Source organism: Erwinia sp. SLM-02 (genome assembly GCF_037450285.1).
Taxonomy (GTDB): Bacteria; Pseudomonadota; Gammaproteobacteria; order Enterobacterales; family Enterobacteriaceae; genus Erwinia.
In genome coordinates this window covers 2,517,684-2,538,113 of sequence record NZ_JAQISN010000001.1, presented here as the reverse complement: position 1 = coordinate 2,538,113, position 20,430 = coordinate 2,517,684, and the positions used below count along the sequence as shown (strand labels likewise).

At 60.3% G+C, this 20,430-nt stretch carries 16 protein-coding genes; 1 reads left to right on the top strand and 15 read right to left on the bottom strand.

Annotated elements, in window-relative coordinates; translation table 11 throughout:
* Nucleotides 1–153: 153 nt before the first annotated feature.
* Entirely contained in the window at nucleotides 154–2,154 is a 2,001-nt protein-coding gene (mnmC, locus tag PGH32_RS11690; protein ID WP_337894099.1) for a bifunctional tRNA (5-methylaminomethyl-2-thiouridine)(34)-methyltransferase MnmD/FAD-dependent 5-carboxymethylaminomethyl-2-thiouridine(34) oxidoreductase MnmC, read from the bottom strand.
* 157 nt (nucleotides 2,155–2,311) lie between these two features.
* On the opposite strand from mnmC, the gene fabB reads away from it, so the two are divergent.
* Nucleotides 2,312–3,535: a beta-ketoacyl-ACP synthase I gene (fabB, locus tag PGH32_RS11685; protein ID WP_105591216.1), complete on the top strand. Its 1,224-nt coding sequence runs from the start codon at nucleotides 2,312–2,314 to the stop codon at nucleotides 3,533–3,535.
* Nucleotides 3,536–3,577: 42 nt separating this feature from the next.
* Here fabB and PGH32_RS11680 read toward each other — a convergent pair whose 3' ends face one another.
* The 14 genes from PGH32_RS11680 to PGH32_RS11615 all read right to left on the bottom strand — a co-directional run bounded on the left by PGH32_RS11680 (nucleotide 3,578) and on the right by PGH32_RS11615 (nucleotide 20,405).
* Entirely contained in the window at nucleotides 3,578–3,832 is a 255-nt protein-coding gene (locus tag PGH32_RS11680; RefSeq protein ID WP_314420854.1) for a YceK/YidQ family lipoprotein, read from the bottom strand.
* A gap of 138 nt (nucleotides 3,833–3,970) precedes the next feature.
* Nucleotides 3,971–5,248, bottom strand: a complete 1,278-nt coding sequence (locus tag PGH32_RS11675; protein ID WP_337894098.1) for a glucuronide uptake porin UidC — start codon at nucleotides 5,246–5,248, stop codon at nucleotides 3,971–3,973.
* Between the two features lie 20 nt (nucleotides 5,249–5,268).
* Nucleotides 5,269–6,666 carry a glucuronide transporter gene (gene uidB / locus PGH32_RS11670; RefSeq protein ID WP_314420851.1) on the bottom strand — a complete coding sequence of 466 codons (1,398 nt, stop codon included), beginning with the start codon at nucleotides 6,664–6,666 and terminating at the stop codon, nucleotides 5,269–5,271.
* Between the two features lie 6 nt (nucleotides 6,667–6,672).
* On the bottom strand, nucleotides 6,673–8,478 hold the full coding sequence (gene uidA / locus PGH32_RS11665) for a beta-glucuronidase (RefSeq protein ID WP_337894097.1): 1,806 nt from the start codon (nucleotides 8,476–8,478) through the stop codon (nucleotides 6,673–6,675).
* A gap of 419 nt (nucleotides 8,479–8,897) precedes the next feature.
* Nucleotides 8,898–9,488 carry a TetR/AcrR family transcriptional regulator gene (locus tag PGH32_RS11660; RefSeq protein ID WP_337894096.1) on the bottom strand — a complete coding sequence of 197 codons (591 nt, stop codon included), beginning with the start codon at nucleotides 9,486–9,488 and terminating at the stop codon, nucleotides 8,898–8,900.
* Nucleotides 9,489–9,503: 15 nt separating this feature from the next.
* Nucleotides 9,504–10,268: a Uxu operon transcriptional regulator gene (gene uxuR, locus PGH32_RS11655; RefSeq protein ID WP_337894095.1), complete on the bottom strand. Its 765-nt coding sequence runs from the start codon at nucleotides 10,266–10,268 to the stop codon at nucleotides 9,504–9,506.
* Nucleotides 10,269–10,372: 104 nt separating this feature from the next.
* Entirely contained in the window at nucleotides 10,373–11,785 is a 1,413-nt protein-coding gene (gene uxaC / locus PGH32_RS11650; protein ID WP_337894094.1) for a glucuronate isomerase, read from the bottom strand.
* 17 nt (nucleotides 11,786–11,802) lie between these two features.
* On the bottom strand, nucleotides 11,803–13,269 hold the full coding sequence (locus PGH32_RS11645) for a fructuronate reductase (protein ID WP_337894093.1): 1,467 nt from the start codon (nucleotides 13,267–13,269) through the stop codon (nucleotides 11,803–11,805).
* 103 nt (nucleotides 13,270–13,372) lie between these two features.
* A complete protein-coding gene (gene uxuA / locus PGH32_RS11640; protein WP_337894092.1) occupies nucleotides 13,373–14,557 on the bottom strand; it encodes a mannonate dehydratase in 1,185 nt (394 codons plus the stop codon).
* Between the two features lie 156 nt (nucleotides 14,558–14,713).
* Nucleotides 14,714–15,322, bottom strand: coding sequence for an SIS domain-containing protein (locus PGH32_RS11635; protein ID WP_314420838.1), 609 nt, complete (start codon nucleotides 15,320–15,322; stop codon nucleotides 14,714–14,716).
* The gene (locus tag PGH32_RS11630) at nucleotides 15,319–16,956 is read right to left on the bottom strand and encodes an FGGY-family carbohydrate kinase (protein ID WP_314420837.1); all 1,638 of its coding nucleotides are present in this window, start codon (nucleotides 16,954–16,956) and stop codon (nucleotides 15,319–15,321) included. Before PGH32_RS11630 ends, PGH32_RS11635 begins: the two co-directional genes overlap by 4 nt.
* Nucleotides 16,957–16,971: 15 nt before the next feature.
* Nucleotides 16,972–17,925: an ABC transporter permease gene (locus tag PGH32_RS11625; protein WP_314420835.1), complete on the bottom strand. Its 954-nt coding sequence runs from the start codon at nucleotides 17,923–17,925 to the stop codon at nucleotides 16,972–16,974.
* A 1-nt stretch (nucleotide 17,926) separates the two neighbouring features.
* Nucleotides 17,927–18,913 carry an ABC transporter permease gene (locus tag PGH32_RS11620; protein ID WP_337894091.1) on the bottom strand — a complete coding sequence of 329 codons (987 nt, stop codon included), beginning with the start codon at nucleotides 18,911–18,913 and terminating at the stop codon, nucleotides 17,927–17,929.
* Nucleotides 18,906–20,405 carry a sugar ABC transporter ATP-binding protein gene (locus tag PGH32_RS11615; RefSeq protein ID WP_314420830.1) on the bottom strand — a complete coding sequence of 500 codons (1,500 nt, stop codon included), beginning with the start codon at nucleotides 20,403–20,405 and terminating at the stop codon, nucleotides 18,906–18,908. Before PGH32_RS11615 ends, PGH32_RS11620 begins: the two co-directional genes overlap by 8 nt.
* Nucleotides 20,406–20,430 lie beyond the last annotated feature (25 nt).

Here is a 20,430-nt window from a genome sequence, read left to right as displayed (position 1 = left end):
CGTTGATGGTCAGGCACATCCATGATCAAGGTGCCTGGCCTGAAAATAATAAAACCCATGATAAAAGCACGGGTTTTAAAATTTTAGGCGATTTTCGTGCCAGTTGTTAAGCGGATTTCCCGGCTAACGCACGATTACATTAAAACACGGCCATCATCGCAGCATTTTCCCTTTCAGCAGTTTACGCACCCAGTAACGATTTGGGCTGATGGCGGCAAGCGTCTCGCTGTCCAGCGGGATCGGCTCCCCGCATAGCTGTGCGGCAAGGATCTCCGCCGCCAGCGGGCCGCTGCACAGGCCGCGCGAGCCGAGCGCGCCCAGTACAAAAGCGCCCTCGTGAACCGGTGCCGTGCCCGCCAGCTCCCGTTGCTGAGAAAGCTGCGCGTACTGCTCAATCAGGCGATCGTAGTCGGGCAGCGCGCCAATGAGCGGCAGATGATCGCGGGAGGCGCAGCGCACCCCGCAGCGTGCCGATCCGGCACTGATATCAATCTCCTTCGCCCACTCCGCCTGCGGCAGGCAGCGCAGCAGGCGGTCGCGGTTTTCCTGCTGATCCTCATCGCGGTAATCGGTGCTGCTGTCGCCCCGGCGGTAGCTGGCCCCGATGCAGTGCTGCTGGAACTGCGGGCTGACCGGGGTGAGATAGCCGTCGTAGCACAGCACCTGCTTTAGCGCCGCCAGTCCGCTACCGCCGGTGACGTGGCTCACCTGGCCGCCCACGGCGTAAACCGGCAGCTTCTCGCTCTGAGCGAGATCGGCAAGACGGTGGCCGCTGCACAGCACCACGTTGCGATGCCGAACAGGTTCCTGCTGGCGGAAGCTTAGCTGCCATTCATCCTGCTGGCGGAGTAGACCGCTCAGCTCGTGCTGCCAGTGCACGGTCATTCCCCGATCGCAGGCCTGACGAATCAGTCCGGCGGTCAGTTCGGCGGGGGAAAGCCAGCCGCCCGCAGGGTAGGTTATGCCGCCGCAGCCGGTTTCCACCCCGGTCATGGCCCTGACCTCGTCGGCGTCCACCGCACGCGCGATATCGGCAGGCAGCGCCATGCCCAGCATATTCGCGATCTTATCCGCGCTTTTTTGATCCCAGCCGAGCTGGGTCACGCCGCACCAGTCGTGCTCAAAGGGAACGGTCAGCGCGTCGTACATACGCCGCGCAAAGGTAAACGCGGCGGGGAAGAAGGTCGCCAGCGCCGGATCGTGATGGGTCAGTAATGGGTAAAGCGCGCCCTGGCGATTGCCGGAAGCCCCTTCGGCGGGCGCGGATGCTTCGCTGTAGAGGGTGACGCGCCTGCCGCGACGCAGCAGCGCGTTGGCCAGCAGCGCGCTGGCCACGCCGCCGCCAATCAGGGCGATATCGTCACCGCTGGCCGCGGGGCGGGCGTACCACGGTGCCTGAAGCGGAGCCTCAATGGCGGCGGGCAGATGGCCTACCAGCATTTCGCGTTTTTGCCCGTAGCCTTTGCGCTTGCTGACGCTAAAGCCTGCGGCCAGCAGTCCGCGCCGCACGAATCCGGCACAGGTGAAAGTGGCCAGCGTCGCGCCCGGCCGCGCCAGCCGCGCCATGCAGGCGAACAGCGCATCGGTCCACATGTCCGGGTTTTTCGACGGGGCGAAGCCGTCCAGGAACCAGGCATCCACCTGCTGGTTCAGCGTGTCATCAAAAGTGTGAATTAGCTGGTTAATATCGCCAAACCACAGATCCAGGGTGATACGGCCGCCGTCAAGCAGCAGGCGATGGCAGCCCGCCAGCGCGGAAGGCCACTGTTGCCGCAGGGCGCGCGCCCAGGGTTCCAGCTCCGGCCAGCTGGCGTGCGCGGCGGCTAAATCCTCAGGGCTGAGCGGGAATTTCTCGCAGCTGATGAAATGCAGGCGCTGGAGTGGGGCATCGGGATGCTGCTGGCGGAAGCGATCGAACGCCTGCCACAGGGTGAGAAAATTCAGCCCGGTGCCAAAACCGGTTTCGGCGGCGATAAACAGATCGCGCGGATGCTGAGCAAAGCGATCGGGCAGGCCGTTACCGTCCAGGAAGACGTATTCCGTCTCTTTCAGACCATTCTGGTTGGAGAAGTAGACGTCATCAAACGCTCGGGATACAGGTGTACCCTGTTCGTTCCAGCTTAGCGCAGCGTACTCAATTGGGGCGGTTTTCACGACAAAGGCTCATTGCTCAGGCAGTGGCGGGATTCTAACTATGTGAGCCAGGCTACGCAAATTTACACAAGGAAAACGCTGATCGGACTTGTTCGGCGTACATCTGTAAGCTAGAGTGCGTGTCGAATCCTAATAATAGAAGTAGAAGAGGTATTGAATGAAACGTGCTGTGATTACTGGCCTTGGAATCGTATCCAGTATTGGTAATAACCAGGAAGAAGTTCTGGCGTCATTACGCGAAGGACGTTCCGGCATTACCTTCTCGCAGGAGCTGAAAGATTCCGGTATGCGTAGTCACGTCTGGGGTAACGTCAAACTGTCTAAAGACGATATCTCCGCGCGTATCGATCGCAAAATGCTGCGCTTTATGAGCGATGCTTCTATCTACGCTTTCCTCGCTATGCAGGATGCCGTAAAGGATTCCGGTCTGACCGTTGAGCAGTATCAGAATAACCCACGCGTGGGCCTGGTTGCCGGTTCCGGCGGCGGCTCGCCGTTCTACCAGGCGGCCAGCGTTGACGGCATGCGCGCAAAAGGTCTGCGCGGCGTCGGTCCTTACATGGTGACTAAGGCGATGGCCTCAGGCGTGTCTGCCTGCCTGGCAACCCCGTTTAAAATTCACGGCGTGAACTACTCTATCAGCTCCGCCTGTGCGACCTCTGCCCACTGCATCGGTAACGCGGTTGAGCAAATCCAGCTGGGTAAACAGGACATCGTATTTGCCGGCGGCGGCGAAGAGCTGTGCTGGGAAATGTCCTGTGAGTTTGACGCCATGGGCGCACTCTCTACCAAATACAATGAAACCCCGGAAAAAGCCTCACGCACCTACGATACCAGCCGTGACGGCTTCGTTATCGCCGGCGGCGGCGGCATGGTGGTGGTTGAAGAGCTGGAGCACGCGCTGGCGCGTGGCGCGCACATCTACGCCGAAATCGTCGGCTATGGCGCAACCTCTGACGGTGCGGACATGGTGGCACCTTCCGGCGAAGGCGCAATGCGCTGCATGCGTATGGCGATGGAAGGCGTGGATACGCCGGTGGATTACCTCAACACTCACGGTACCTCCACACCGGTTGGCGACGTGAAAGAGCTGGGCGCGATCCGTGCCGTCTTCCCGGACAAAACTCCGGCGATGTCGGCAACCAAAGCCATGACCGGCCACTCACTGGGTGCTGCAGGCGTGCAGGAAGCTATCTACTCGCTGCTGATGCTGGAACACGGCTTTATCGCCCCAAGCATCAACATCGACGAGCTGGACCCGGCAGCAGAAGGCCTGGACATCATCACCGAACCGACCGAGCGTGAACTGACTACCGTCATGTCCAACAGCTTCGGCTTCGGCGGCACCAACGCCACCCTGGTGATGCGCAAGCTGAAGTAAGTTTTCAGCGGGGGTGAGCCTCACCCCCGTTCACACCGTTCCTCAGTGACGCTCTGTTTCGCCATCATCCGGCGTCTGATAATAGTACCAGCCGTCAAACGGCGTCATCAGCGTATCCCCCACCACCGACAGCGGCAGATCGAGCGCGCACAGCGCCGAATCAAAAAAGCAGTGATAGTCCTGCTGCGTTCCTGAATAAAATGAGTTTCTCTGATAGTTTTCCGGCGTTCTGCTGTCCATGGTGGCACAGCCGGTGAGAGCCGTCAGGCAAATGATGAGCGCGAGCATCCGTAACATAGTCTGTTCCCTGTGTGCGTTGGGCGTAGACAACTTACGGAGGATTGCAAAACGGAGTTGGGCGATACGTGCGGGCGGCCGCTTCTCTGCAGGGGGGATGTCCGGCGTCAACCACTCACTACTGACGCCATCACGCGGTTACTTCAGCATAAAATCATACTGCAGGTTCATCTTGATATCGTAATAGTCCAGCCGGTCGCCAAAGGCACTGCCGTTGCGATGCTCCCGCGCCTTATTCAGCACCAGCAGCGCCTTCGCGCCCTTAAACAGCCCACTTTGCGGCTGATAGCCGAACAGCAGGTTGGTACTCAGCCCGTTAATGGTCACCCGGTGGTGGATATCCTCATAGCCGTGGGTCAGGATCGGGGCGATGCCGATAAAGGTTTCACCCGGCAGGTTCAGCGTGCCGCCGAATTGCACCGACCACATATCGCTGTGGTTACGGTCGATGCTCAGATCGAACGGGTAGCCCAGATCGGTATCGATGCCGCTCAGTCCGTTGGGTTTATTCCCGGTTTTACCCACCCCAAACGAGAGCCGACCGCGCGGCACGATGTAGCTCAGCTGCCCGCTCATCACCCAGGCGTTATCCGGTCCGTCATAGCGGGTGCTGGTGCCGTTAAGCCGGGCGTAGAACGCCATAAACTCCGGTTTGATGACCTCCTGCCCGTCGCCCGCCAGCGGGATGCAGCGTGCGCCTTTGGTCATCACCTGCGCCGCCACGTCCTCCTGCCAGGAGACGGCCAGCCCGGCGTTGTCGCACTGGCGTTGCCAGGCCAGAGCGGCGATATACTGCGGCCTGAGCGTATCATGGCGATAGGTTTCCGGGTTGACCGGCCCGGTTTTATGTACCCCTTCCGCAACGTCCGGGTAGGTATAAATCCCGTGCCGATACATGGCATAAATATCCAGCTCTTCATTCACCCGATACTGCATCAATACCGCATCGGATAATGTCGGCACCGTTCGCTGCGACGACGAGTTAATAATTAGCAGATCTTTTCCACCGCTGTATGCGCTGTCGGTCACCATCCGTCCGGCCTTAATATACAGCCGTTCGGACCATTTAAATTTCAACGCGGCGGTGTAGCGATTAAAACTGTCCGTGCCGTTGAGATACCAGCGTGAACTCCAGTTATTTCGTGCGCCCAGTTTATAAACATAAAAATCACCGAGATCCACGCCCACACGGTCCTGATAATAATGGCTGTTATATTCCAGCGCCGCACCCTGCACCCAGGCGTAAATATCCCGCCCGCTGCCCGCGCTGGGTTTGTCCGCCCGGCGCAGTTCGTTTCTTAAGCGTAATCTTACCGCATCGTCATCCTGTTGATTAAATGAGGAGGCATACAGCGGCCAGCTGCAGAGCAGCACGCAGCCGCCGATCAGCGTATTTCTCGCTATCAGTGTCATCATTATTTACCCCGAATGGGTTATTATTCTGTTCTGCGGCGGTAAACCTGGTTTTCTTCCAGCGTCTCTAAGAATTCCTGGCTGTTTTTCTTGCGGTGTTCTATTTCGGCTAATATCTGCTGGTAGCGTTTTTCGGTCAGCGGATAGAAAATCATTCCGATAAAGGCCAGCAGCATAAAGAGCGCGGGGATCACCGCCACGGAAAGTTTAATACCCATCACCGCTTCCACCGTTTGCGGCTGGTTAGAAACATAGCCGAACGAAACGAGAATAAACGCGGGCAGGGAACCCCCCAGCGCCTGGCCACATTTGCGGGTGAAGGAGAACAGCGAGTAGGTTAAGCCTTCAATGCGTACCCCGGTGCGATACTCGCCGTACTCCACGGTATCCGCCTCCAGCGCCCACATCACCGTCATGCACAGGCTGGCGCCAAACGAGGCGCAGGCAAACAGGGCGAAGGCGACGTACGGCGATGCAGAGAGGAAAAAAAACAGCGTGAGATAGCTGCAGGCGGCAATTCCCGATCCGAGCAGGAAGGTCGATTTTTTCCCCATGCGCTTCACCAGCCGCGGCACCAGCGGTGCGGCCAGCACCGCGCCGAGGAAGGTCTGGATAAAAATCAGCACGCTGAAATAGCTCATATCGTTGAGGATATAGCGCACGTAATACAGCCCGGCGGCGCTGAGTGAAAAGGTGCCGGTCAGGGTGGCTATCGCCACCAGGCACAGAATAATCAGCGGCCGGTTGCTCTTCAGCGTGCGCAGGCTGATGCGCAGCGAGGGCTGTTCAACCGTGCGGGTGATGTTCTCCCGCGTGCTGGCAAAGCACATCCAGTACAGCCCGACGCCAACCACGGCCAGAATCGCGGTATAGAGCGTGTAGGTGGACTGCGACTCACCGTGGCCGCCGCCAATGGCCGGAGAAATCACGAAGGCCAGCAGCGTATAGGTAAACGAGGCCATAATCGTGCGGGCGGCCCCCAGCCTGGCGCGCTCTTCCGGATTCTGGGTCATGGCGGTAGACAGCGATCCGTAGGGGATATTGACCAGCGAATAGCAGACCCCAAGGCCCATGTAGGTCAGATAGATATAGAAGATCTTCTGGCCGTCGCTTAAAAATGACGGCACGGAAAACACCAGGATGCTGAAGACCATCAGGGGTACCGCACCGAACAGGATAAACGGCCGGAATTTTCCCCAGCGGCTGCGGGTGCTGTCCACCACTCTGCCCACCACCACGTCGGCGACGGCATCGAAAACTCTTACCACCAGCAGCATGGTTCCGGCCACGGCCGCAGAGATCCCGGCGGTATCGGTGTAATAGTTCAGTAAAAACATCGCGCCCATAGCAAAGGCGAAGTTGTTAGCAACGTCGCCTAAGCCATAGCCCACAATATTTTTCCATGTGAGGCTATTTTTCATCGGGGATTACTCCGCATCGCCGGGTTTGGTAAACGGGGTGCGTGACGTCCAGCGCTCGCGCAGGACAAACGCGGAGGATTTTGGCTTTCTGTCGCGGGTGAAGATGCCTTTTTTGTTGCCGCCGACGCGAATAATGTTTTGCGAGGTGGCAAAGTCGGCAAAGTTCCACACGTGCTCGCCCACCACCGCACTGACGCGGTCGAAGACCCGGTGATACATGTCGAGGAAGGCGTTCTGGAATTCTTCGCTCCACATCTCCTGATAGGACGAGTGCAGCCCTGCCAGCGTATCGGCACCGTATTCGGTGATAATGATTGGGCGGTGCAGCTTCTCCTGCCAGGCGCGCAGCTCGGCTTCCAGCGCACGTTCCGCCTTCGCCAGATTTGCCGACTGGGTGTACCAGCCGAAGTAGCGGTTCAGGCATACCACGTCAAACAGATCGGTAATGGTGTCGGTTTCGGCGGTGCAGAACATCACGTTGACGCAGGTAATCGGGCGGGTCGGATCCAGTTCACGCGTGGCGGCGGCCAGTGGGGCAAAGTAGTCCCTGGCGCCCTGCTGGTTGGCATCCGGCTCGTTGGCGATGCTCCACATCACCACCGACGGGTGGTTTTTATCACGGGCAATCAGCTCTTCAATCGCCCGCAGGTGCGCCCGCTGGGTTTCATCGTTGACCGCTTCGTCGGAGAACAGCTGTGCCGGTTTGGCCGCGCCGTCAAAGGTGATGCCCAGCGCCAGATTCAGCCCCACCGCCGGCGTTTCGTTAATCACCACAATGCCGTGTTCGTCCGCCCAGTCGAGCATCTCCTCCGCGTAAGGGTAGTGCGATGTCCGGTAGGAGTTCGCGCCAATCCAGTTCATCAGCGCGTGGTCGTGCACCATCAGCGCGTGATCGAAGCCCTTGCCGCGAATATCCGCATCCTCATGTCGGCCAAAGCCGGTGAAGTAGAAAGGCTGGTCGTTAATCAGGAACTGCTCGCCCACCACTTTTACCGTGCGGATGCCGACGCGCAGCGGATACTCGTCGTGGCTGCTGCCGTTGCTGACGCTGGCCCACAGGGTGTAGAGATAGGCATTGCCCGGCTGCCACAGATGCGGCGCATTCACCCGCAGTTCACCGCTGGCACCCTCACTTTCAGCTACGGTCTGCTGCTGGCGATCCTTCAGCACCACGCGCACCTTGCCTTCCGCCGCCACGCTGTAGCGAACGATAGCCTGCTGACGATCGTCGGTGAGATCGGTGACCACGTGGATATCGCGGACGTGGGTTTCCGGCGTGGTGTAAAGCATCACGCTGCGATGGATCCCGGCGTAGTTGAAGAAATCGTGGAAGTAGAGCTGCTCGCATTTACCGGCATCGTCTTCGACGATGGTGCCCGGCGGGATGGTCTGCCAGCTCAGCTCGTTGTTGACGCAGACGGTGATGCGGATGCTCTCACCGGGTTTAGCCTGCGGGGAAATCACGCATTCAAATGGGGTATAGCCCCCCTGATGTTCCATCACTTCCCGATCGTTCACCCACACTTTGCCGTAGTGGGTCACGGCGTCGAAGCGCAGTACGATGCGGCGATCCTCCCAGCCCGCAGGAACGATCACCGTGCGCTGATACCAGACGTTACCCACGTGATTGCGAATTTCCGCATCGGCAAACTGTTCATTGAAGCTGCCGGGGACCGCAATGCTGCGGCTCTCATTCAGCGGCTGCTTCCACCACTGCCGGGTCATCCCCTGGCCGTCGCGGTCAACGGCAAAGTCCCACAGGCCATCCAGCGTTTTGATTTCACGACTACGGGTTTCAACGGGTTTTAACATCGATCTTTCTCCATTACAGGTTTAAGTTCCGTAATGGTTAACCAGTTTTAAAAAGGTCAACCAAATTACTAACGGTTTAAACAAATACCATGCAGGCCTCAGGATCGTTAACGGTAGAAGCGATCGGTGGTGGATGGATCATAAAAGCCACGCGTCAATAGCCGAAAAGGAGAGGGGCTTCACGTTCGGCGATGGAGGGTCATTGACTTTCATCGCCAGATGATCAATCGAACGTTCGTTCGAGTTCGGTTGCATAAAATAACGCGATAGTATCTGATATAACATGCTGTTTTAGATGATAATTGTAAAATTCTGGGTGAGAGGTGAGAGGTGAGAGGTGAGAGGTGAGAGGTGAGAGGTGAGAGGTGAGAGGTGAGAGGTGAGAGGTGAGAGGTGAGGGGTGAGGGGTGGGGTGCCGCTTATCCGGCCGGGCGCAGCACGCCGTTAATCATCGCCAACAGCGCCCGGCGGCGCTGCGCTTCACTCAACCCGGAATCGACGGCGGTATCGGCCAGAATGCCGTAGGTCAGCGAGAGCAGCAGGCTGGAGGCCGCCGGCAGATCGATATCGCCAGCGACAAATCCCTGCTGCTGCGCCAGCCGCAGGCGTGCCACAATCATGCCAATGATGGCCTGATGTTTACGATCCAGCATCTCAGCCACCAGCGGGTTGCGCATGCCTTCGGCCATAATCTCGACCACCAGCGCGCGCTGTGCGCGATCTTCCTCACGCACCGCCAGCAGGTTGTACACGATCGTCTCGACCGGGTCGCTGTCCGGGTTATCCTGCGCAAAGCGCGAGAAGGCGCGCAGCTGGTCTTCCTCTATAATCGCCTCCACCAGCGCTTCTTTGCCGGGGAAATGGTGGTAGAGCGTGCCGGGGCTGATCCCACTCGCTTTGCAGATGTTTTTCATCGATGCGCCGTGGAAGCCGTCGCGGGAAAAACAGGCGCGCGCCGCGGCCAGCACGCGCAGCCGGGTCGGAGAAGAGGAAGGGATTTCAGGTTCCATGCTGCTCGCCTGCCGTCAGGAATTGAGGTGGTTTAGCGGCCAGGATGTAAACAGGTAGCCGTCAAAATTGATGTCATCAACGTCGGAGAACTCAAGCAGGCGGTTTTTGACGTTTTCCAGGTGCTGCCACATCGCCTGCTTGGCGGCTTTGGCATCTTTCTTAATCAGCGCAGCGAGGATCTGCTGGTGGTCGGTCAGCCACTGCTGTCGATAGTGGGTATCTTTCAGGTGGCTGTGCAGCTGGATCCACATCGGATTGTTTTCACGCCACTGCCAGGACTGGCGAAACAGGTCAACCAGCATACTGTTGTGGGTCGCTTCGGCAATGGCCAGGTGAAACTGCATATCGCCGCTTTCGTGGTCGTCGCTGACCAGCTCCTGCTCTTCAATCTGCAGGGCTCGCCGCATTTTAATAATGTCGTCGCGGGTGGCCTGCTGGGCGGCAAACTCGGCGATATTGCTCTCCAGCAGCTGGCGCGCCTGCAGCAGTTCAAACGGCCCGGCGGCGCTGTCGGAGGTGACCGCGGCGGCGGCGTCGGGGGACTCAGCGGGCATATCGGTAACGAAGATCCCCGCGCCGCGCCGCACGTCGACCAGCCCCTCAATTTCCAGCATGATCAGCGCTTCGCGCACCACCGTCCGGCTGACGTTCAGCCGTTCGGCGATCTCACGCTCCGGCGGCAGCCTGTCGCCCACCGCATACTGCTGCTGCGCGATCATCGTGCGCAGCATCGTTGCCACTTCCTGATAGGGGCGCTGCTGGCCGGTCTGTTTTATCATGCTATCCGCTTTCATCTTCTGTACAGGCATCCGCTGTCACCGATTGATGTCGGCCACTATAGCATAATGGGTCAGCCAGTGGCTGCGTCTGCCGTGGGTGAAGATCACGCCGTGGCAAAATAGCGCTGCGCATTGTTAAAACAGATATCTTCAACCAGCCCGCTGAGCATCCCCTCGTCGTCCGGCAGCTCGCCATCCTCTACCCACTGACCGATCATATTGCACAGCAGGCGGCGGAAGTACTCGTGACGGGTGTAGGACAGGAAGCTGCGGGAATCGGTGAGCATACCGACGAAGTGGCTGAGGAAGCCCATCTGCGCCAGCTGGGTCAGCTGTGCGGTCATGCCGTCTTTCTGGTCGTTATACCACCAGCCGGAGCCAAACTGCACTTTCCCGGCGATCCCGGAACCCTGGAAGTTACCGGCCATGGTGGCCAGCAGCGCGTTATCACGCGGATTCAGGCAGTAGAGGATGGTTTTCGGCAGCTCGTTACTGACGTCCATGCTGTCCAGCAGGCGCGAAAGCGGCCAGGCGATAGCCCCATCGCCGATGGAATCAAAACCGCAGTCGGCGCCGATCTGGCGGAACATCCGCGAGTTGGTGTTACGCAGGGCACCAATATGCAGCTGCATCACCCAGCCGCGAGCCGCATACTGCCGCCCCAGCCACACCAGCACGGCGGTGCTGAACTGCGCCGTTTCCAGCTCGCTCAGTTCGCCGCCCGACAGGCGCTTGCTGAGGATCAGATCCAGCTGCGCATCGTCCGGCACCGGCGCATAGCGCAGCGTTTCAATGCCGTGATCGGCCGCGCGGCAGCCGTGGCGGGCAAAGTGGTCCAGCCGCCGGGTCAGCGCCGTGCGCAGATGCTCAAAGCGGGTGATGTTGACGTCCGCCACGGCGGATAATTTTTGCAGATAGTCGGCGAAGCCCTCAAGTTCGATTTTAAAGGCTTTATCCGGTCGCCAGCTCGGGGCGACGTCGACGTTAAAGTGCGGGTCGTCCGCTATCTGGCGATGATAAACCAGCGAATCGGTTGGATCGTCGGTGGTGCCGACCATATGCACGTTCATCTGGCGCATGATCCCGCGCGCGGAAAACTCAGGCGTGGCTAACAGCGAATTGCACTGCTGCCAGATTGCCGGCGCGGTCTGCGGGCCGAACAGCGTACCGCTGAGGCCAAATGGACGGCGCAGCTCCAGATGCGTCCAGTGGTAGAGCGGATTGCCCAGCGTGCGCGGCACGGTATTTGCCCAGGCGAGGTATTTATCATAATCGCTGGTCTCACTGCCGGTGATCAGCGATTCATCCACCCCGGCGGCGCGCAGCGCGCGCCATTTGTAGTGGTCGCCCGCCAGCCAGATCTGGCTGAGGTTTTCAAAGCCCCGATCCTCAGCAATCTCCTGCGGGTTGAGGTGACAGTGATAATCAAAGATGGGCATGTCCGCCGCATAGCGGTGGTACAGCTGACGCCCGGTGCCGTTGTGCAGTAAAAAATTCTCACTCATAAATGCGGTCATGTGGTTCTCCTTCAGAGTTAACGTGCGGCTACCGTGGCGGCGGCACCGTCGTTGAGTAACTGGCAGTAGGCGGCCGTGACCGCGTCGACAAACTGGGGCTGCGCCGGTAAATCGCTGCCGAAGATATCGCCGATCGCCAGCAGGGCGCGAACCCGTTCTGACGGGGTGTGCGGCTGCCGGGATATCGCCTGCAGCGTGGCGGCCAGCGGGTCAACTACCTCATAGGCGTTGCCGCGATCGTCAACCCCGCCGACGTAGCGCATCCAGCCCGCCACGCCCAGCGCCAGATAGCGCCAGTCGCTGCCCTCGCGCAGATGTTGACGGATCGGATCCAGCAGGCGCTGGGGCAGCTTCTGGCTGCTGTCGCCGGCAATCTGTGCCGTCTGGTGTTTCAGCGCCGGATTGCTGAAACGCGCTATCAGCCGTGCGGCATAGCCGGGCAGGTCGGTGTCCGGTGGCATGGTCAGCGTGGGTGCCTGTTCATCCAGCATCAGCGAGCGTGCCGCCCGGCGAAACTCCGGATCGCTCATCGTTTCCGCGACGGTGCGATAGCCCGCCAGGTAACCCAGGCAGGCAAGGAAGGTGTGGCTGCCGTTGAGCATTCGCAGCTTCATCAGCTCGAAGGGCACCACATCGCTGACGAACTGCGCGCCGGCGCGATCCCAGTCCGGCCGGCCGTTAACGAAGTGGTCTTCAATTACCCACTGGTGGAAAGGCTCGCAGGCGATGGCGCAGGGATCGTAAACGCCCAGCTGGCGGGCAATCTCATCCAGGGTTTCAGCGGTCGCGGCGGGCACAATGCGGTCGACCATGGTACAGGGGAAGGTTACGTGCTGCGCAATCCACGCGGCCAGCTCCACATCGCGAGCCTGTGCCAGACCGATGACCGCCGCCTTTGCCACGTGGCCGTTCTCGCGGACGTTATCGCAGGAGAGTACGGTAAAACCCGGCAGCCCCCGGCGGCGGCGAATAGCCAGCGCCTCCACCAGATAGCCAATCGCCGACTGCGGTTGCTGTGGGTGAGCCAGGTCGTGCTGAATCAGCGGGTTATCGCGGTCCAGCTGGCCGCTGGCGGCACCGGTGCAGTAGCCTTTCTCCGTAATAGTCAGCGAAACGACCGCCGTTTCCGGCCGGGCCAGCGCCTCCAGGATCGCCTGATAACCGTCGGTCTGCGGGTGCAGGGCTTCCACCACCGCGCCGATAATATGCAGTTCTGTTTCATCTGCACCGCGCTCGGCCACCGTATAGAGGCGGTTTTGCGCGTTCAGATCGCGGATCAGTTGCGCGCCGCGGCCGGACATCAGGCTGACTTCGCAGATGCCCCAGTCGCTGTCGCTAATGCTCAGCAGCCGGTGGGTGTACAGCGCCTGATGCGCCCGGTGAAAAGCGCCGCAGCCGAGGTGGACGATGCGGGGCACCAGGCGTGAAGCGTCCCAGCCCGGGCGTTGGGCGTTTACCGCCCCGCTGGCGAGGTTCTGTTCCATAGCAAACTCCTGATATCCGCTGCGCCCGCGCTGCGGCGGGGTCGGCGGATACAATGTCGGGCAGGAAAGAGGGATGGCGGCAGGGGAAACCTGCCGCAACGGTTTACTGACTGAAGAAGGCGCGGTGAATGGCTAACTCAACCCCGCGCATTTCGGCCAGTCCTTTCAGGCGGCCGATGGCCGAATAGCCCGGGTTGGTCTTCTTGTGCAGGTCATCCAGCATCTGATGGCCGTGGTCGGGGCGCATCGGGATAAGATCGTCGCGGCCCTCGTCACGGCGGCGCTGCTCCTCTTCGGCAATCGCCTTGATCACCGCATACATATCCACGTCGCCGTACAGATGCGCGGCCTCGTGGAAGGTGCGTGGGTTTTCTTCGCGGCGGGTGGAGCGCAGATGAGCGAACCAGACGCGCGGGGCAAACTCGTTGAACATCGCCACCAGGTCGTTCTCCTCCAGCACGCCGTAGGAGCCGGTGCAGAAGGTAAAGCCGTTGGCCGGGCTGCTGACCGTTTCCACCATCCACTGCATATCGTCACGGGTGGAGACAATGCGCGGCAGGCCGAGGATCGGGCGCGGCGGATCGTCCGGGTGAACCGCCATGCGGATGCCGACTTCCTCGGCGACCGGAATAATCGCCCGCAGGAAATAAGCGAAGTTTTCGCGCAGCTTCACCTTATCAATCCCGTCATAGGTGGCCAGCACCTGGCTGAAGGCCTCCAGCGTATAGCCCTCTTCGGCACCCGGCAGGCCGGCGATAATATTGCGAACCAGCCGTTCTTTATGTGCCTCACTCATGCTGGCAAAGCGCTGCGCGGCTTCGCTAATCTCTTCCGGCGTGTAGTCCGCTTCCGCGCCTGCGCGTTTCAGCAGGTGCAGCTCGAATACCGCAAATTCAATCTGGTCGAAGCGCAGCGCCTTTGCGCCGTCCGGTAGCAGGTATTCGAGGTCGGTTCGGGTCCAGTCCAGCACCGGCATAAAGTTGTAGCACACCACGCGGATACCGCACTGCGCCAGGTTACGCAGGGTTTGCTGGTAGTTGCTGCACCAGAGATCGACCTGCCCGCTGTGGGTTTTGATCTCCTCATGGATCGGCACGCTTTCAACGACCGACCAGACCAGGCCTGCGGCTTCGATGATGGCTTTACGCTTGAGGATTTCGTCCAGCGGCCAGATCTGGCCGTTGGGAATATGGTGCAGGGCGGTCACCACGCCGGTGGCACCCGCCTGGCGTACATCGGCCAGCGTTACCGGATCGTCAGGGCCGTACCAGCGCCAGGTTTGTTTCATGTTGGATCCCTCTTTTATCTGCATTGAATGGGGAGATGACGCCGCCGCCGTGGAGCGCGGAAGAAAGATCATCTGCTGGCAGATAAAATCGGTCAGGTGGGAAGTGAAGTCAACCAATTATCTTTCATTGGTTGACCTGTGTATCATTTTTAACGCTTAATCCTGCGCTTCACGCAGCACCTTACCGACGTTGCCACCGGGATGTACGGCGAGCAGGGTCTCTTTATTGTAGCCGCTGCGGCGCATCAGCGCCGCCACCATCGCGTCGAAAACCGCCAGAACGCTGATAATCGAGGTGGTCGCCAGCATCTGCAACGGGTCGACCTCCTGGCTCTTCGGTATCAGCAGCAGCAGATCGGCCTGCTGTGCGATGGCGGATGCGCCGTTTTCGGTGACGGCGATAAGCCGGGTGCCTTTCGCCTTCACCGTTGGCAGCAGCCGCGTCAGCTCGTCCGAGTTGCCGCCCCGCGACAGCATAATCAACACATCATCTTCGCGCAGAAAGCCGATATCGCCGTGGGCGGCGTCGGCCGCGCTCAGCCAGATTGCCGGGTGCTCAATGCAGGCCAGCATATGGGCGATTTTGCGCGCGGCGATGCCGGAGGTGCCGATGCCGGTCACCGCAATTTTCCCGCGACAGCCGGCCAGCGCGTCAAGCACCGCCTGCCACTGCGGGCGGTCCAGTTCGGCTTCCAGCGCGTCCAGCGCCTGGCGATAGGTCTGCCAGGCCGCCGTGGCCTGCTGCCAGTCGGGCAGGGAACTCATGATCCCTCCTGCATCATCTGGCGATACTTCATCTGGTCGTGATACATCTCGCGGAACACCTGGTACTTACGATCGTAGTAGCGTTTGATCTCGTTGGTCTGCGGCGTCACGGTCTTGCCGATGCGGCTCATGGCGTTCATCGCTTCCGGCAGCGTGTCGTACACGCCCGCGGCCACGGTGCCCATCATCGCGCCGCCCAGCAGCATCGCCTCGCTCTCTTCGGCCAGCAGCATGGTGCAGCCGGTGGCGTTGGCGTGCTCCTGCACGAAGATCGGGTTCTTGGTGCCCCCGCCGCTGGCCATAATGGTATCGATGCTGTAGCCGCTCTGGTTCATCGTTTCAACGATATGGCGGGTGCCCAGCGCAATCGCCTGAATGGTCGCCAGATACTGCAGGGCCATATCTTCCGGCGTGCGGGAGAGCTTCAGCCCGGTCAGCATGCCGGTCAGATGCGGGTTTGCACGCGGTGAGCGGTTGCCGTGGAAGTAGGGCAGCATATGGATATCGCGGGTGAGGAAGGCGATCTGGTCCACCTCGCCGGCCATCTTGCGCAGCAGCTCGTTCAGCACCTCGTAGATAGTTTTTCCCTGGCTTTTGCCCTGCTCGCGCAGCGCGGCGTAGCACGGGTGGGACTGGATAATATGGTCAATCAGCGCGCCGGTGGCCGACTGGCCGCCCTCGTTCAGCCAGAAGTCCGGCAGTACCGCCGAGAAGTATGGCCCCCACACGCCCTTAATAAAGCGCGGCTCGCGGGAAATCGCCATATGTCCGGTTGAGGTGCCGCCAATCAGCGCGATGCGGCGGTCAAAATCGGCCAGCTCGCCGGAAGGGCCGGAGGCACCCAGCGTGCCCAGGCTGCCGGCGTGGGCATCAATGATCGATGCGCTGACCGCGGTGCCGGGCAGCAGCCCCAGCTCCAGCGCGGCGCGCTGGGTCAGGCCGCGGCCCAGCGGCTCGCCCATGCTTTTCACTTCGCTGCCGATCTTCGCCATATCGTGTTCCAGCAGATCGTCCAGGCCAATCTCGCGGAAGTAGCTGGCATCCCAGCCCTCTTTGTGCGCCAGATACGTCCACTTGCACACCAGCGAACAGAGCGAGCGGGTGGTATCGCCGGTGGCGCGCCAGGTCAGAAAATCAGGCAGGTCGAACAGGTGGCCGATATTATTCCAGCTGCCCGGCATATGCTGCTTCAGCCACATCAGCTTCGGCGTCTGCATCTCCGGCGAGATCACCCCGCCCACGTAGTCCAGCACTTCATGCTGCAGGGCATTGATGCGCTCGGCCTGCACGATAGCGCGGTGATCCATCCACACCACCACGTTCTGCTCGTTGCGCCCGGACGGGCTGACCGTCAGCGGCTGGCCTTCTTTATCCAGCACCACCAGCGAACAGGTGGCATCGAATCCCAGCCCCTTAATCTGTACCGGGTTGATATTGCACTGGTTAAGCGCATCGCGCACCGACTGGCACACCGCCTGCCAGATATTATCCGAGGACTGTTCAACGAAATCTGCCTGCGGGCGAAACAGCGCAATTTCGCGGCTGGCCTGGCCCATCATTCGGCCGGTAATATCAAAAATGCCCGCGCGTGCGCTACCGGTCCCTACATCCACACCAATGTAATAGCTGCTCATTTTTTCCCTCGATAATCAGTTTTTGCGATTCTGTAGCGCAATAAACAGGATAAGTACGCCGCCCCAGAGCGCCATGGTCAGGTAGCTACTGACCCCCAGCAGGTTCAGTCCGCTTTCCAGCATTTGTAAGACAATCAGCGCCAGCACCAGCCCGATAACCCGGCCAAAGCCGCCGTCGGGGTTAATGCCGCCCAGCACCGAGGCCAGGATGGTCACCAGCAGCCAGGATTCGCCGTAGCCCGCCTTGGCCGAGTTAAACATCGACATCATCAGCAGGGCCGCGCCCCAGCTCATCAGGGCGGACAGAACGTAAACGGTGATCAGCACGCGGGTGGTATTCACGCCGCTGAAGCGGGTAGCCTTGAGATTCGACCCGAGCAGCAGGATGCTGCGGCCCAGCGTGGTGCGTTCCAGCAGCAGCCACAGCAGGGCGGCCACGGCTAAAAACAGCAGCAGCGACAGCGGAATGCCCGCCAGCGAACTGTTGCCGATCGCCTGGATCAGCGGCGGGAAGCCGGAGATCACCGCGCCGTTGGTCAGCAGAATATTCAGCCCGGCAATCAGCGTCATGGTGCCGAGCGTCGCCAGAATCGGGGATACGCCAATCACCGCAATCAGCACGCCGTTCAGCACGCCGATGGCCACCGCCAGCAGCAGCCCGGCCAGCAGGCCAATCGCCAGCCAGACCGGCTGGTCGGGGTGGGCCACGATAATCGCCGCCATCACCAGCGAACAGGCGTTGGCGCTGGCGATAATCGACAGATTGATGCCCCCGGTCAGCATGGTGACGCCCATGCCCAGCGCCAGCAGGCCCAGTACCGGCAGCTGCCCGGCGATAGACTGGAAGTTACCTGAACTGAAAAAGCGTGTACCCAGCGTCAGGGAAAACAGCACCAGCACGATGGCGATCATTAACAGCTGCAGGCGAATAATCCGGTCGCCTGGCAAAACCTTCATCAGACTCTGCATCTTAATTCCCCTCAACCTGTTTGCGTTTTTCGTTCCACGCCGTGGCGCTGACGCTGAACAGAATAATCGCGCCGCTGAAGACCATGTGCCAGTAGGAGGAGACGGCCAGCAGCGTCAGCCCGTTCTGCAGGAAGGCCAGCAGCAGCACGCCAAGCAGCGTCCCGGTCAGCGAACCGCGCCCGCCGCTCATGCTGGTGCCGCCCAGCACCACCGCCGCCAGCACCGTCAGCTCATAGCCGACCAGTGAGTTAGGGGCCACCGACTGGGTAGTCTGCGCCTGTACGACCGCCGCCACGCCCGCCAGCAGACCCATATAGCCATACACCCGTAAGTGCAGGCCGCGCAGATTGATGCCGAGCCGTGCCGCCGATTCGCGGTTGCCGCCCATCGCAAAGATCTGCCGACCCAGGCGGGTATAGTTCATCAGGAATCCGGTGACGATAAAGGTGCCCAGCAGGCAGAGCAGCGGCAGCGTCAGTCCGTATTCATAGCCGTCGGCGGCGGTAAAGGAGAACCAGTTAATGCCGTTCATAAACCAGTCCGGGAAGCCGTACAGCCAGGTACCGCCGGTGAACCACACCAGCAGGCCGTAGAACAGATTCAGCGTGGCGATGGTGATGATGATCGCCGGAACCCGCAGCAGATAAACCAGCAGCCCGTTGACTATGCCCAGCAGCAGGCCGACGACCATCGCCACGGCAAACACGCTGAACAGATTGCCGCCGTGCGCCAGCATGGTACTGGCCGTCACGTACTGCGCGATAGCGGTCATCGCCGGGAAGGAGATATCAATCCCGCCGGCAATCAGTACCACAAACAGGCCGCAGGCCAGAATGCCGAGAATGGCATAGCTGGTGGCGACGTCGGTCAGGTTACCGAGGGTTAAAAATTCGCTGGTGCGCAGGCTGAGGCCCACCGCCAGCAGCAGGATCAGCATGCCCAGCCAGAACTCGTGATAGCCGATAAGCTGGCGTAATTTATTATTCATTGACCACCCCGGCGATCTCTTCTTCGCGGCACTGATGCGGTGCGAAGCTGGCAACCAGCTCGCCTTTGCGCATCACCAGTACCCGATGGCTGTTGTAGTAGGCTTCCGGGATCTCATCGCAGATCATCAGCACCGCCATGCCCGACTCGGCCAGCTGGCGCGCAATGCGATAGATCCCTTCTTTATTAGCGATATCCACGCCGACGGTCGGTGAGTCGAGGATCAGCACTTTCGGCTGCGTTGCCACCCATTTCCCGATCGCCACGCGCTGGGCGTTACCGCCGGAGAGCGTCTGCACCGGCAGCTGGCTGTCAGAGACTTTGATATTCAGTTCGCGGATCAAATCGGCCGCCTGCTGCCGCGCTTTCTGGCGATCCATCAGGCCCAGGCCGCCGCGCAGGCGATCGAAAATCGACACCAGCAGGTTGTCGAAAATTGACTGCGGCATAATCAGCCCTTCGCTCTGCCGATCTTCGGAAACGTAGGCAATGCCGTGGCGAATGGCATCGCGGTTGTGGCGCAGTTTCACCGGCTGGCCGTCAACAATCAGCTCGCCGCTGTCCGGCTTACTGATGCCAAACAGCGACAGGCACAGTTCGGTGCGCCCGGCACCCAGTAAACCGACGATGGAGACGATCTCGCCGCGCCGCAGCTGTAAACTGATATTCTGATATTCGTTGCGGCGGCTGAGGTTGCGCACCTCCAGCAGCGGCGTTTCGTCGCCGTCGGCGCGCTGCGGCAGATGGCTGAAGCTGAAGCGCTGGCCGGTCATCAGAAACGCCAGCTCGTCGCTGTCCAGTTCGCTGGCCTGCCAGGTGCCCACCAGCTTACCGTCGCGGATCACGCTGATGCGGTCGGAGACTTCCATCACCTCATCCAGCTTGTGGCTGACGAACACCACGCAGATCCCGGCGGCCTTCAGTTCGTTGACCACCCGCAGCAGGCCGTTGACCTCATGACGGGTCAGGGAGGCGGTTGGCTCATCCATAATCACCAGGCTGGCTTTGGCCGCCAGTGCCCGGCAGATAGCCACCAGCTGGCGATCGGCGATCGACAGCTTTTCCACTTTGCGAGACGGGTCGAGGTTAACCCCGATGCGGTTCATCGTCTCTACCGCCAGCTGGCGCATGGCGCGTCGATTAACCAGCAGATCGCCGCCTGGCAGCATGCGGTGGATGGCGATGTTTTCCATCACCGTCAGATTCGGGAACAGCGACAGATCCTGATAAATCACCTGCACGCCGTAGAATGAAGAGAGCGCCGGCGTCAGGCGCGGAAAGCGCTTGCCGTCAACGCTGATATGCGAGCCTTTATCGGGCTGATAAACGCCGGAAATCACTTTAATCAGCGTGCTCTTGCCGCAGCCGTTTTGCCCGGCCAGGCAGTGGACTTCACCACGATTCAGCGTCAGCGAAACGTTATCCAGCGCGCGCACGCCCGGGAACGATTTGCTGATATTTTCCAGCGAAATAAAGGTATTTTGCGTGGCCATAATTAGTGCCCTGGTGTTGGGGAGG